Below are 12,801 nucleotides of genomic sequence, written 5' to 3'. Positions count from 1 at the left end.
TTGGTATTATTTACAAAAAGAAAAAAGAGCAAACGCAATGTCTACTCTTTATATGACTATTTTATATTTTAATTTTTTTATATCGCTTCAACCTTTTTTATAAAATAACAATGAATGATTCCCAATGCATCGCGAACATGCTCATTTGTTTTTAAATCCCCGAATATTTTATGTATGGCAATTTTTATCTCTTTCTTGCTTGCTCTTCCATTCCCTGTAACAGCCTTTTTAATAGAAGCAGGAGCGTAAGTCACTACATTAATTCCTCTCATTGCAGCAATTAAATAGATTATTCCTATAATCCAATTTACTTCCTTACTTCCTCCAGTATAGTTACTTTCCATTAAAATAACTTTAACCTTGTAGTCTTCAATAATTTTGTCTAAATTTATATATACAAAGAGAATCCTTTGATGAATAGGCATATTAGCAGTAGTCTTAATTGTATGGAGCATGACAATTTCTTTGTTGAATTTTGTAATAGCAATACCGGAGGATGTTAATGAGGCGTCTATTGCCATAATTGTAGGGGACTTCACGGCTATTATTGTTTGCATATGCAGCACCTCCTAACATAGACACCAACACATTAAATTATTTAGCTTGTTGGTGCAGGCCCTGTCATTTGTGAGCAAAATTCTATCTAAGTATTACTTCACCTTCATATCTTCTACCTAATGCCTGATCTTTGCTTTTTCAATGAGTTATAAATAAAACCCAATTCCTTAAAATTACAAAAGTACCTTTCATGAATTTCATTTTGATAAGTAAATATTATTTCAACTGGAAAATTTTCAACACTCGGATTTAATTTAACACTCATGATTAACTCATCGTCTAAGCCATCTACAATAATATCGTTAAGTACACAAATAAAAAAGTCAGTCTGAACTGCCTTAAAGTCTCTTTTAGTCAGAGTAAAACAATTCTTTTCACCCTCACTATCAATGATTTCAATGTAAACAAATTTATTTAAATTATGGAACATAACACTTGCCGCATGATTATATAATTCATTAATACTTATTAAATCTTGAACACTATATTCAAACTTATCCATTCTTCTCCTCTCCTTTCCTTACTCTCCATTGGTTTCCCATACTTGCTACTTCTTTCTAGGGCAAGAAAAACCTTTATTATTTTTTTATCCAAATAAATATTTATAGTCATAATTAAAAATAAACAAAAAAAAGAGCAAGGAGACAATCCTTGCTGAGATATCATTCTCCACTTGCTTTTTTATGGAGTGGATCTTCGTTAGGTTCTATAAGTTCCTCACATAACATCGCTATTTGAAATAACTTCTTGTTATCCAGTATATATTCACTCAATACTGGTTCAATAACATTCATGAGATTCTCATATGAAGAAAAGAAATTTTGAAAACATAAAATATTGTATTCACCGACATTAGCTGTGCGGTTGTCTACAAATCTCTTCTGTGAGCGGGTAATATACAAAAAATATATATACTCCTCTTCGCTATGGTGCATCCATCCGTAACGGGGATGCTTGGCAATAATAAAAGTATAATCATCGTGAATTGCCTTCACAAAATCCAATTTCTTTTGTTTTCCCTTGCTAGCCATTATATTCAATCCTTTCTTTTGTAAAGTCTTTACATATATTCATTTACACGCATATACGTTCTAACCTTTATTTTTTTAAAAAAGAATTGTAACTGTATTCGAAACAGATTAATCATAAGCAATGAACCAGCTTAGAACCAATTACATATTTTAGTGAGTTATAAAGGAACAAAAAAGAAGTAAGGAAAAATTTATCCTTACTTGCTCATTAGAGATAATTAAATATTTTTTTCTTGACCCTTTTGTGTTTCTTTCATTTCCCTTTTGTAAATGTTAAAGAGAGTGATTGCAACCTTAAGTTTCATAAAAAAATTTAAATCATTATTCTCTTTCCTAAACAGTGTCCTTTGATGTTTCGTAGGGCTATTTTTAGGAATCACTATGGCATACTTAGTCTGATTTCCCCTTGAAGGTTTAATCTTGATAACTGCAACAAAATTATCATCTTGTTGTGCCACAACCATGTCTTTATTTACTTGTACTATTTCCGTTTCATTTCTTACGTTCATATCTCTACCCTCTTTCGTAAACTTCATTATTGTCATGATGTTCTATATAGAGAGTGTGTTACCTTCTTTTCTTACATAAATAAAACCTAGCTGATATATCAGCTAGGTTTTATTTATTATGTCTTACTTGTTTAACACTTATTTGATTTGTTTCTTTGATTCTAGTCTGTCTTTAATACTTACTATATTATCCTTTAAAGGAACAGACTCTGTTTTAAGATAACCTTCCTCTAATCCAAGCAATTCCTCAACTTCTTCCCTATATAAACTTAGGCCATAATGTTGGGATAGTTTCTGCATAAATTCATCACCAGTAATGTAGTTATTTTCAATAAGTAGTTCTATTGCTTGTTTCATTGATACTGGTTCTCTAATGTCTTTTATATCATCTAGTGGTTCTTTGGTTCTCCAACCTTTTTGACTTATAGACCTTTGCATGTATTGGTACGTTCCTTCTGTAATTGCACCTAATTTATAAGCGCGCATAACCATTGCGCCAATAGATACACACCATTTCTTCTTTAGAAGTTTATAATACATTAAATCGTTCGGATGAATTGAGACGTCTCTCAAGAAACTTTCTTTAGGTAAAAGAAATGCTGCTGCAAAATCATTGGCTTCTTGCTCAATTTGTTTGAACTCATCCTTACTCAAGTCATCTAAATTTAAATAAGGATCATGTAAGACTTTATGCCCCAATTCATGAGCCACATCAAACTGGCGTCTGTAAAAAGAACCTTTATCGTTTCCTAAAACAATTGAATAATATTGTTTTCCATTGACTTCATGTTGCGATCCAAAAGCATCAATTGTTCTCTTATCCAAATTTAAAGAAGAAATGACAAATCCCTTTGTCTCCAATAAAAAGACAATATCCTTAATAGGTTTATCTTCTAAGCCCCATTCTACTCTTAATCGATTCGCAATCTCTTCAACATTCTCAGAATCCCTTTCAGAAAAGTCTGGGACATGCAATTCTGGAAAATCAACATACTCTTCAAGTAATGCTCGAATAATTGTTAAATATTTAACACGGTCGTACTGCATTTCTCTTTCTTTTTTACCAGTTGTTAACAGAGAACGAAAGTAAGTGTTACCAGTTTTGACTTCTATCGAATTCTCATAAAAGTATTCTTTTGGAAATTTTAATAAATTGCTTATTTGTATTAGGGATTCAAAAGTAGGAACTGCTTTGTTATTTTCATACTTTGAAATCATTTGTTTACTTACTTCTAGTTCGTTTGCAAGGTCGGTAATAGTATATCCTCGATATATTCTTCCTTCTCTTAGTCTTGAACCGTTAAATTGGCGTTCTAACACCCTGATACCTCCTTATGAGAACAGGACCATTTAACTGTTTCCTTCCTCTTTTATATTTCTTTTATGCTGCTTTTTACTTGGAATTTCTTTTTCAAAATGATTTTTTCTGTTTTTAACCTCTAGTTTCACCTTAGGAATAATACCAATATTTTCAGTATTGTCAATGGTTTCATCATCTATAACTAGAATGCTTCCGTATTCATCGTCAGGAACGTGCGAAGACCAATCTTGAACATCAATTAACTCAAAATATCGATTAAATAGTTTCGCTTCAACCCCAACTATCTTTCTTTCTTCTTCCTTAGCAACTACAAAAATCACTTGGTTTACTAACGGATATTCTTCCCCTAGTATTTTCTGAGCCTCTCTGATTCTACGCATCTCGTAATCTTCAGGAAAAACAGAAAATAATGACATTTGCTGATTGTCCATATCAACTGGGTCACTATTTAGGGATACAAAGGCTTGGAAGTAATGAATATTTTTCCTTCCGAGTTTTTTAATAACCCCTTCTAAATTCTTGTCTTTTGAAAAGACATATAAAGTGCCAGAATCAAGATTTAGAACACAAATAAATGACCATATTCCTCTTTTTCTAGTTAGAACCAATAATTCATTCTGTAATGCAACTTGTTTGATTCTATTGAACCTAGTATCCCATGATCCTCCATTTTTAAAGTTCCCTGTGTCCCAGCCGTACTCTTGCCTAACTTCATTTACAACTTCATTTGTTGTTCCTGTAAATGCTTTAACGAGATTCCCAATAACCGATTGACCCATGTCTGAACTAATACTCATTTACTATCTCCTCTCATTTTTGGACTATGTATTATTTGATTTAATCTTACTACATTTTTTTATAAAAAGTAAACCATTTATTAATATTTTTTATTTTTAATATACCCAAAAGACGAATCGATATATTTATCAACTAGAAAATATTTTAAATTAAATATGACCATAGATTGAATGCTTATATTTTATAAGTTAGGAAGTGGTAACATAAAAGTACCTTCTTCCCTAAATCCCTCCGTAATGATAGAATCTAATTATTCATCGTAATAACGCCTTAAATAAGTGTTTATTTATTGAAAACATATAGGCTGGTATCATAAAAATACCTCCTACTCAATATCACTCCGGAGTGATACAATCTACTAAACTAATTAAAAAGGGGGATGGTCGAATGCCACAATACAAACACAAGGATAGAAGTAAAAAGGAAGATTTGTTATGGTACTTTGAGTATCAATATAAGGGAATAAGAAGGAAACAAAGTGGGTTTAAAGATAGAGATGATGCTAGAGATGCAGAAACTGCAGATAGAGAAAAACTTAAAAGACAATTAAGTGGGGATTATGAAATTGAAGACAATATGGCTGAACATATACAAGTTTGGCTAAATGGTAGAAGAAACCTATCTGATAACACAAGAAGTGTTTATCAAATGCAACTTGATACCCACATTAAGCCCTTCTTTAACAAAAAAGCCGTTAATCAAATTAAGGCCACTGATGTCCAATTATTTTTAAACAGTTTATATGATAAGAACTTAAGCAGTGCTACGGTAAAAAAAGCATATAACATTGTGAACAAGTATTATAACGACCTATTAAAAAGACAAGAAATCAAGTATAACCCATGTAATGGGGTTGAAAAACCAAAAGAGACGAACAAAAAAATTGAAGTACTTGATGAAAAGGAACTCAAAGAACTTTTAGAGTTTGCTGAGGGCTACACTCGTTATGCTTTTGCATTTAGATTGGCTTCACACACCGGGCTTAGACGTGGGGAATTATTGGCCTTACAGTGGCGTGATATTGATTTAGATAGAAAAACAATAAATGTCAGAAAAAGATTAGTTAGAGCGGCTATGGGTACAGATCGATATATGCAAGAAGGTACCAAGACCTCAATTGGAAGATTTGTTGCCTTCTCGGAACAAATGAAACAAGACATTATTAAACATAAAGAAATGCAAAAGATTGAACAAGAAACGAATAAGTATGAAGACAATGACTTAGTTATTGCTACTCAAAACGGTAAGTTCTTATCTGTTGATAACTTTTCACGTATTTTCCGTCATACACTAAAATCAAGCCCCGTAAATAAAACTTTATCTTTCCATGCAATACGCCATACACATGCTACTCTAATGTTAAAAGCAGGTGTTCAAATGAAAGTAGTTTCAGAAAGGCTTGGTCATAGTTCAATTAAAATAACAATGGACACTTATGCACATTTACTACCTTCAATGGAGACTGAAGCAATTGAGAAATTTGAACGATTATTTGAATAAAGTGAGGGATTAAAAACTCCCCCGCCAAAATCCCACCGTGAAATAAATAATACAGAAAATCGATTAAATGTTATAACATTCTCGACAAATAAAAAGGCACTCTCTAATTTCTTAGAAAGTGCCTTAAACCTATGAGCGATGAGGGATTCGAACCCCCGACCCTCACCCTGTCAAGGTGATGTTCTCCCACTGAACTAATCGCTCGTAATATAAAGGATAGTTTCCCTGTCAAGGATGTATTCTCCCACTGAACTATCGGATCGTATGTATTAAACTGGACACTTAATAATATACAATGAACTTGGCTATCAGTCAATGTCTTTTTCTGGATTCCTCAATAATCCTATTAGATTCTTTAATAATTAAATGCATAGATCTGATTATTTCCATAACTCTTGCTGCCTGTCTTATTTAGCATTCGTAATTAAAGAAGAAGTAACAGACTACAAAACAGCAATGGGCAATTAGGTAAAACAACTACCTATAATTTCTGGTGGCCGTTTATAAACAAAAAAGTTTACGGTCACGATAAGAGGTCATCGTGACCGTAAGAGGTATCCTAATTAACATTAGCACATTTATGCCAATTTATACTTACCCTTATTTTTCGTCATGATTTGGCTGGCCAGTAATAATACAAATAATATCATACCAATTGTATCGCTTAGCCCTTCTGGGTACATGAGCATTAACCCTGCGATTACTGCAATAATCCTTTCAAACCAATACAATTTTCTATACCAGAATCCGATTATCCCTGCACCAATCCCGATCATACCCGTAAAAGCTGTAAATACAACCCAAATTAGATACCATATCGTCGTGTCAATCATTAATAATTCAGGCGATAGAACAAACATATACGGTATGACGAAAGCTGCAATTGCTAGTTTCGAAGCATTTACACCGGTCCTAATCGGTTCTCCTCCTGCTACTCCGGCAGCAGCAAATGCAGCAAGCGCGACTGGAGGGGTAATGTCAGCAACAATCCCGAAGTAGAATACAAAAAGGTGTGCAGAAAGGGCAGGTACACCAAGTAAAATGATGGCTGGAGCCGCGATTGTGGATGTAATAACATAGTTTGCTGTTGTCGGAGATCCCATTCCCAATATTAAGGAAGTGATCATTGTAAAAAACAACGTTAATAATAATTGTTCGTTCGCAAGTCCAACTAATCCATTTGCCAGTTTTAATCCAAGCCCCGTTTTCGTTACGACCCCTACTATAATTCCCGCAGCAGCAGTCGCGGCGGCAACTGATAATGCTGTTCGTGCTCCATCGACTAATGCTTCAATAATTTTCTTTAATCCAATTCGTGTTTCTTTACGAATCGCACTTACTACAATAGTACCCACAATAGACCAAAGAGCAGCCCTCATAACACTTACTCCGCTCATTAAAAGAATAATAACCATTAAGATTGGAATAAGTAAATAAATTTTTGATAAAACCTCTTTACGATTCGGCATTTGTTCTTTTGTAAGTCCTTTAAGCCCGACTCTCTTTGCTTCGAAGTGAGTCATGATCCAAATACCTGTAAAATAAAGAATAGCAGGAATGGCTGCAGCTTTTGCGATATCCCAATAACTAATTCCACCAATAAACTCTACCATCAAAAACGCTGCTGCTCCCATAACCGGAGGCATGATTTGTCCTCCAGTCGATGCCGCTGCTTCTACAGCTCCAGCAAATTCTTTCCGATACCCTAGTCTTTTCATCATTGGGATCGTAAAGGAGCCTGATGTTACAACGTTCGCAACAGAGCTTCCGCTGATTGTTCCTTGTAAAGCACTTGAAAAAATAGCAACTTTTGCCGGACCACCTATTCTTCTGCCGGCAATGGCTAAAGCTAGATCGTTAAAATATTGTCCAACACCTGTCTTAACAAGGAATGCTCCAAATAGCAAAAACAGGAAAATAAACGTAGCAGATACATATAATGGCGTCCCTAAAATTCCTTGCGACGTAAAAAACAAAGTATTTACAAGTCCTTCAAAATTCAACCCACGATGGGCTAAAAATCCAGGCATCGACTGGCCAAAATAGGCATAGGCGATAAATAATGTAGCAATAATTGTAATGGGAAGACCGACAGCTCTTCTAGTTGCTTCTAATGTTAATAAAATTCCTATTGTACCAACAGTTAAATCAAGAGGTGTTAAAACCCCTACCCTGTTTACGATTGTATCTAACATTAATGGCCAATAAGCACCTACTCCAACGGCAAGTATAGAAAGTATGTAATCATACCAGGCAACAGAGTCTTTTTTCCTCGTTTTCCTACTAGCCGGAAATAAAATGAAAATGAGGGATAAAGCAAACCCTAAATGGACTGACAGCAATATTTGTCTAGGTACTGTTTGGGCAATAGATGCGTAAAGTTGGAAAATAGAAAAAGCAAGCAAGCCCACAAAAACGATGATGCCCATCGATCCTTTCAACTTTCTTGTAGCCGATTCCGGATCGTATTTTTCTAAAATTTCTTGCTGTTTTTCCGCTGATAATGTTTCATGTTCATTTACCAACAATATTCACTCCTCTCCATAACTGCAACAACGATAAACGCTTAACTGTTAACTTTACTAATGAACCAGGCTCCACCATTTGAGAAAACTTCATTTTGTGTCCATTTACTGTTAATATATGATCGCCTACTACTTGGGCCACCCTCATATTAATAGATTGAAAATCCCTTTTCATATTGCGAATTACATATTTCCCATCTATCATTTCAAATGTTTCACCTTCCTCCGCATTAGAAGGCATACCAATTGCCGTATCTTCATACATAATTTCAATGAGTCGTATTTTGTCATTCTTTAAAATATTATATGTCTCTTTCACTTCGGATTTATGAATGGAATGAGTATAAAGAATGTGAAAGGTTTTGTTTGATTGTTGTATTGGAAAATAAGCGAGGACCTTCCCAGAGTTTCCTTTTTCTATAATAAATGACTTTTGGAAGGGTATACAAAAAAACAAAAAAATAATACATGGTAAAAGAGCAAGTTTTACGATTTTCACAATGTAGTCTCCAAATTTTCCACTTTTCTTATGATCGTTTTAAAAATTGAAAGTAGAAAGAATAGACCGGATAGTTCAAACGGTCTATTCCTATATTCCACGTATTTATTTTGCTGAAACTCCTTTTTCATCAAAATATTTTTTCGCACCTGGATGGATTTCAATCCCCATCCCATTTAGTGCATTTTCAGTTTTAATCAGCTTACCTTTTGCGTGGCCAATCTTATCTGTATTTTCAAAAATGGCTTTTGTCATATCGTACACGAGATCATCTGTCAAATCGCTTTGGACAACGAGCATAGCTTGAACTGCAACTGTATCAATATCATTTTTAACTGAAGCATAAGTCCCAGTTGGAATTGTTTCCTTTGCATAATAAGGATATTTATCAATCAAAGCATCAATCTTATCAGCATCAAGCGGAACAATAACTACATCTTCCGTTGCAGCTAACCCTTCTACCGCACCAGTCGGAGTTCCAGCTGTTATGAATGCGGCATCAATTGTTCCATCTTGGATCCCTGTAGTGGAATCATCAAAAGAAAGGTTACGTGCTTTTACATCATCTACTGTCATTCCATACATCTCTAAAATTTGTTCGGCGTTTGCTCTCGTTCCAGAACCTGCTTCGCCGACTGAAACCGATTTTCCTTTTAAATCTTCAACTGATTTAATTCCGCTCTTAGAAGTAGTAACGATTTGAATGGTTTCAGGGTACAATGTCCCAAGCCCTCTTACATTATCAACTTTTTCACCATTGAACATCATCGTTCCTTCACTAGCGTAAGTAGCTATATCTGTTTGTGTAAAAGCAACTTCTACCTCTTTTTTCTTAATAAGTGCCATATTTTCCGCGGATGCGTTAGATGTTACCGCATTCGATTCGATGCCTGTAGCATCCTGGATCATGCTGGCGAAATTTCCACCAAGTGGATAATACGTTCCTCCTGTACCGCCAGTCGCAATACTTAAGAATTTAATTCCATAATCTTTTTTTCCGTTATCTGCATTTTCTGTTCCTTTATTACCATTTTTATTTTCGCTTTCCTTATTACTGCCTCCACAAGCGGTTAAAAAGATGGACAACATGATGATAAGTGCCGCACCTAAAAAAAGACTTTTTCTTTTCACGTATTTTCCTCCTTTTAGGATAATTATGTCACAATTCTATCATATATTTCTTATAAAAGAACAATGAAAAGCTATTTATAGACTTTATACCTATATGGAGAACGTTCTATGCATTTGATACAATATTTATAAGATTTCTGTGGTAAAATATTCTCCAATAAGTTTTAGGGAGGACTGACAATGCCATTCCCGCAAGGAACCATAACGGATATTGATTTTAAAAGTAAGGAGCTTGGTGAAACGTTATCGTTGTTGGTATATGTACCTGCAACATTTTCACCACTTTATAAATATTCTTTATTGATTGTCCAAGATGGAAAGGATTATTTTCAAATGGGTCGTTTGGCCCGTTATGCAGATGAACTAATTGATCAAAACGAAATTGAAAATATTATCATTGTTGGGGCACATTATAAAAATGTCACTGACCGAAGAAATAAGTACCATCCAGAAGGAGATCAAAACGAAGCGTATATTCGTTTTCTTGCCCATGAGCTTGTACCTTGGATTGATAAGGAGTATCCTACTACCGGAATGGGTAAAGGTAGAACACTAATGGGAGATAGTTTAGCAGGGACAGTATCCCTGATGACAGCATTAAAATATCCTAACACATTTGGCCAGGTGATCTTACATTCACCGTATGTAGATGACTCAGTTCTTGAAACTGTTAAAAACCATCAAAATTCATCTCTTGTTGACGTTTATCATGTTATCGGAAAAGAAGAGACAGTTGTAAAAGTATCTAATAATCGCGATTTCCTAACTCCAAACAGAAAACTTCATCAACTATTCTTAGAAAAAGGCTTTAATACATTTTATGATGAGTTTGAAGGGGGACATTCGTGGAAGTATTGGCAATCCGATGTAAAGAGAGCTTTGCAGAAAATGTTTTCTTAATCAGTTTTTTCGTCAAAATAAGCTACATCATTCCTATATAAAGTATTTTAAATATTTGATATAGTAATATTGAATGTTATAATTGCCAAAACATAACATTAGTTTATTTAGAAGGAGGAAAAGAAAATGAAATACGGCATCGTTATTTTTCCATCCAAGAAATTACAAGATTTAGCAAACTCCTATAGGAAGCGGTATGATCCTCACTATGCCCTGATCCCTCCGCATTTAACTTTAAAAGATGCTTTTAATACTGATTTAGAACCTGAAAAATTGACAGAAAAGCTCGAGGAAATTGCCCAAAAGTATGAACCTTTCAACTTAAAAATCAATAAAGTAAGCTCATTCCAGCCTATAACAAATACGATTTATTTTAAAGCAGAGAGTAATGATGAATTAAAAGGATTGCACGATGATTGTTACAATCAACTTCCTGGCGGAGAACCTCAACATCCTTTTGTTCCCCACGTAACAATTGGTCAAAAGTTATCCAATGATGAGCATTCTGATGTGTACGGTTCTTTACGTATGCTTGGAATCGAACACGAGGAAATGATTGACCGTTTTCATCTAGTGTATCAATTAGAAAACAACTCTTGGACAGTTTACGAAACATTTCGATTAGGAAGGGATCCTCAGTAAATGAAAGTAGTTAATGCAAAGACTGAAGCTCAGCTTCAAGAAGCTTTCTATATTAGAAAGACAGTATTTGTTGAAGAACAAAAAGTACCATATGAACTTGAAATCGATGAATTCGAAAACGTTTCTGACCATTTTGTTCTATACTCTGGAAGTACCCCAATAGGTGCCGGCAGATTTAGACTATTGGATGGAAAAGGAAAAATAGAGCGCATATGTGTTTTATTGGCTAATCGGGGCTCCGGTTCAGGTAAAATCTTAATGGATGCTATAGAGAATCATGCGAAAGAAAAAGGGATTGGCATTCTAAAACTCAATGCTCAAACATATGCCATTCCATTTTATGAGAAATTAGGTTATAGTGTCGTATCCGATGAATTTTTAGATGCAGGTATTCCACATAAAACAATGGAAAAGAATATTACTTAAAATAGAGCCTTGGTCATTAAATTAAGAAGACCGAGGCTCTATAATTTTAGTATTTTGTAACCATAGCTTGTAGTCTTTAATTGAAATAGAAACAAGCCCTTTTTCTATCAGTGTTGAGATATACGAAGTAAAGGAAGTCCTATACAATAGCCATGAACCGATGTTGGCAGGGCTTAACTCATATTGTTGGAAAAATATAGTTTGTAAATCCTCCATGTACACACCATTTTCTTCCTTTTCAATACTGGAAAGTAAAAAGGCAAGGATATTTTCGTGGCATTTTTTATTCGCTTGTATTGTTGATTTAAATTTAGCTTCAAAATCACCATGACCAGGTAAAGCTCCCAGACAATCTAGATCATTTATTTTTTCTAGTGTTTCTATCGTTGCTTTCGCATCGACGATAAAGGGCACTTTATGTTTATTTAAAACATCGACTCCGAAATATGAATCTGCCGCAAATAATACGTCATCAATCAGTATCCCTATTTGACCATAACTATGGCCAGGAAAAGGCATTACTTCAAATGTAAAAGGTCCTATCTTTTGAATCCCTTCATTTAAAAAACCAAATATATCCGTTTCTTCCCCTTCCAAAAATTTATTCCGTAATTCTTTAATAGGCATAGCCCCATTCCATAAATAGATCGGTTCAAGGACTGGGTTCTGTACAAATGACGACTCAATTTTTGTTGAAAAAAATTCTATCTCCATTTCGTTTTTCAAATATTTAGCTCCACCATAATGGTCTACATGTCCATGTGTTATGATGCAGTAGTGAAGAGGAAGCTGATTTTCTTTTAATATTTTTATTATTCTTTTGGCAGCTCCTTTATCCAAACCGCTGTCGATTAATAAACCCTTTCCGTTTTTTGTAATGTATCCAATGTTTACATGACCTTTCATATAGAAACAAGAATCGGTTATTTGCGTTAACATAAAAAAGACATCCCTTCGAATA

Annotated in this window: 14 protein-coding genes and 1 tRNA gene; 4 read left to right on the top strand and 11 right to left on the bottom strand. The window is 34.3% G+C overall.

Features of this window, described 5'->3' with window-relative positions:
* Positions 1-77 precede the first annotated feature (77 nt).
* The 6 genes from KHA97_RS01215 to KHA97_RS01190 form a co-directional block, all read right to left on the bottom strand.
* Complete coding sequence (locus tag KHA97_RS01215; protein ID WP_066294824.1) at positions 78-557, bottom strand: crossover junction endodeoxyribonuclease RuvC; 480 nt, start codon at positions 555-557, stop codon at positions 78-80.
* 113 nt (positions 558-670) lie between these two features.
* Positions 671-1,060 carry a hypothetical protein gene (locus tag KHA97_RS01210; RefSeq protein WP_066294829.1) on the bottom strand — a complete coding sequence of 130 codons (390 nt, stop codon included), beginning with the start codon at positions 1,058-1,060 and terminating at the stop codon, positions 671-673.
* A 160-nt stretch (positions 1,061-1,220) separates the two neighbouring features.
* Positions 1,221-1,589: a hypothetical protein gene (locus KHA97_RS01205; protein WP_066294831.1), complete on the bottom strand. Its 369-nt coding sequence runs from the start codon at positions 1,587-1,589 to the stop codon at positions 1,221-1,223.
* Positions 1,590-1,807: 218 nt separating this feature from the next.
* Positions 1,808-2,098 carry a hypothetical protein gene (locus tag KHA97_RS01200; protein ID WP_066294833.1) on the bottom strand — a complete coding sequence of 97 codons (291 nt, stop codon included), beginning with the start codon at positions 2,096-2,098 and terminating at the stop codon, positions 1,808-1,810.
* Positions 2,099-2,236: 138 nt separating this feature from the next.
* Positions 2,237-3,418, bottom strand: a complete 1,182-nt coding sequence (locus tag KHA97_RS01195) for a helix-turn-helix domain-containing protein (RefSeq protein ID WP_066294835.1) — start codon at positions 3,416-3,418, stop codon at positions 2,237-2,239.
* Between the two features lie 30 nt (positions 3,419-3,448).
* On the bottom strand, positions 3,449-4,216 hold the full coding sequence (locus KHA97_RS01190; protein WP_066294836.1) for a DUF5986 family protein: 768 nt from the start codon (positions 4,214-4,216) through the stop codon (positions 3,449-3,451).
* 388 nt (positions 4,217-4,604) lie between these two features.
* Here KHA97_RS01190 and KHA97_RS01185 point away from each other — a divergent pair, with 388 nt between their 5' ends.
* A complete protein-coding gene (locus KHA97_RS01185) occupies positions 4,605-5,717 on the top strand; it encodes a tyrosine-type recombinase/integrase (protein ID WP_066294838.1) in 1,113 nt (370 codons plus the stop codon).
* Between the two features lie 132 nt (positions 5,718-5,849).
* On the opposite strand, the gene KHA97_RS01180 is transcribed toward KHA97_RS01185, so the two are convergent.
* The 4 genes from KHA97_RS01180 to KHA97_RS01165 all read right to left on the bottom strand — a co-directional run bounded on the left by KHA97_RS01180 (position 5,850) and on the right by KHA97_RS01165 (position 9,872).
* Positions 5,850-5,921 (bottom strand) — tRNA-Val (locus KHA97_RS01180).
* A gap of 374 nt (positions 5,922-6,295) precedes the next feature.
* The gene (locus KHA97_RS01175) at positions 6,296-8,242 is read right to left on the bottom strand and encodes a TRAP transporter permease (RefSeq protein WP_213122973.1); all 1,947 of its coding nucleotides are present in this window, start codon (positions 8,240-8,242) and stop codon (positions 6,296-6,298) included.
* Positions 8,232-8,741, bottom strand: coding sequence for a DUF1850 domain-containing protein (locus tag KHA97_RS01170; RefSeq protein WP_213122972.1), 510 nt, complete (start codon positions 8,739-8,741; stop codon positions 8,232-8,234). Before KHA97_RS01170 ends, KHA97_RS01175 begins: the two co-directional genes overlap by 11 nt.
* 105 nt (positions 8,742-8,846) lie before the next feature.
* Positions 8,847-9,872, bottom strand: a complete 1,026-nt coding sequence (locus tag KHA97_RS01165; RefSeq protein ID WP_213122971.1) for a TAXI family TRAP transporter solute-binding subunit — start codon at positions 9,870-9,872, stop codon at positions 8,847-8,849.
* Between the two features lie 180 nt (positions 9,873-10,052).
* Here KHA97_RS01165 and KHA97_RS01160 point away from each other — a divergent pair, with 180 nt between their 5' ends.
* From KHA97_RS01160 to KHA97_RS01150, 3 genes are all read left to right on the top strand, one after another.
* Positions 10,053-10,772: an alpha/beta hydrolase gene (locus KHA97_RS01160; protein WP_213122970.1), complete on the top strand. Its 720-nt coding sequence runs from the start codon at positions 10,053-10,055 to the stop codon at positions 10,770-10,772.
* Positions 10,773-10,898: 126 nt separating this feature from the next.
* On the top strand, positions 10,899-11,414 hold the full coding sequence (locus KHA97_RS01155; protein ID WP_213122969.1) for a YjcG family protein: 516 nt from the start codon (positions 10,899-10,901) through the stop codon (positions 11,412-11,414).
* Positions 11,415-11,840, top strand: a complete 426-nt coding sequence (locus KHA97_RS01150; RefSeq protein ID WP_213122968.1) for a GNAT family N-acetyltransferase — start codon at positions 11,415-11,417, stop codon at positions 11,838-11,840.
* Between the two features lie 21 nt (positions 11,841-11,861).
* Here KHA97_RS01150 and KHA97_RS01145 read toward each other — a convergent pair whose 3' ends face one another.
* On the bottom strand, positions 11,862-12,779 hold the full coding sequence (locus KHA97_RS01145) for an MBL fold metallo-hydrolase (RefSeq protein WP_213122967.1): 918 nt from the start codon (positions 12,777-12,779) through the stop codon (positions 11,862-11,864).
* Positions 12,780-12,801 lie beyond the last annotated feature (22 nt).

Origin of the sequence: Lederbergia citri (assembly GCF_018343625.1) — a bacterium.
Classification (GTDB): domain Bacteria; phylum Bacillota; class Bacilli; order Bacillales; family Bacillaceae_C; genus Lederbergia; species Lederbergia citri.
This window is presented reverse-complemented; position numbering and strand designations above follow the sequence as displayed.